Origin of the sequence: Mesorhizobium sp. M0174, assembly GCF_040322275.1 — a bacterium.
Lineage (GTDB): Bacteria > Pseudomonadota > Alphaproteobacteria > Rhizobiales > Rhizobiaceae > Mesorhizobium.
Window position 1 is genome coordinate 1 of sequence record NZ_JAMYTB010000065.1, and the last position, 1,214, is coordinate 1,214.

The following is a 1,214-nucleotide window of genomic DNA, read 5'->3' on the forward strand; positions in this document are numbered from 1 at the left end:
TGTGCGAGGACATCGCGAACAGTTTGCCATCCTATCGTTGGCTTGCATTGAGGTCGATGGTCTGGATTTTCTGGTGGCGGAAGTAGGCATCGAAGACGCCATCGGTTTCGGTTGGGCGGAAGGCGACGGCTTTGCCGGCAAAAGCCTTGCAGATCTTGACGGCATGCCCGAACAACGAGGTTGTGCCCTTCTGCTGGATTTTGCGGACCTGGTCGCCGGGCGCGTATTCGAACGGCTGGACGGCATCGGCGAAGTCGCGCGTCGAGGCACGATAGCGCTCGAGCGGCACAGCGTCGGCAATGGCCTGGTGCGGCCGCTCGGTGTTGTAGATGTGGCGCCATGCGTCGAAAGCGCACTGTGCCGCCTGCAGGCTGTCGAAGGGCGGGCCCTGCAGCGCCTCGGCCTTGAGCGTACGGTGGAACCGCTCCTCCTTGCCCAGCGTCTGTGGATGGCAGGGTCTGGAATGGCTGACCGACATGCCGTTCTCGATCAGCCAGACGCCGAGCATGGTGAAGTTGTTGCGGCCGCCGTCGCCCCAGGGCGGGCCGTTGTCGGTGGCGATGCGCCACGGCAGGCCATAGCGCCGGAAGGCCGTAATCAGGCGGGTTTTGACAGTTTCGGTGGTCTGGTCGGGGCAAGCTTCCAGCACCAGCGAGAACCGCGAATGATCGTCGAGCACGGTCAGCGGATGCAGCCGCCCGGCGCGCAACGGCACATGGCCCTTGAAGTCCATCTGCCACAGGTCGTTGGGCGCGGCGTGCTCGAAGCGGATGAACGCTTTGGCGCCGCCGCCCAGTGCGCCCAGTTCGACGCCGTTGCGGCGCAGGATGCCGGTCACCGTCGAGGCAGCCGGATGGCCAAACCCCTGGCGCGCCAGAACCCGGGCGATCTTGCGCCCGCCCCAGGCCGGATGCGTTGTGCGCACCGAAAGCGCTGCCGCCTCGATCGCGGGCGTGCTGCGCGTCGGGCTCGACTGCGGCCGGCGCGACCCCTCCAAAAGCCCGGCCGCGCCAAACGCCTGCCATCGCGCCAGCAACTTGTAAGCGCATGTTCGACCAATCCCAAAGCGTCGGCACAAGGCGCTCACATTCGCCCCCTCGGCCGTAGCCAGCCGCACAAACTCCAGCTTCTGTTTCATCGCGCTCGTGTCCTCGAATGGCATCCCGAACCCCCCAGCGCAAAGCGCGCCAAACTGTTCGCGATGTCCTCGCACA

Annotated in this window: 1 protein-coding gene; it reads right to left on the reverse strand. The window is 65.8% G+C overall.

All coding sequences use genetic code 11. The annotated features are described in order from the left end of the window. Positions 1-31: 31 nt before the first annotated feature. A complete protein-coding gene (locus tag NKJ13_RS31490; protein WP_352509997.1) occupies positions 32-1,162 on the reverse strand; it encodes an IS481 family transposase in 1,131 nt (376 codons plus the stop codon). Between the last annotated feature and the right edge of the window lie 52 nt (positions 1,163-1,214).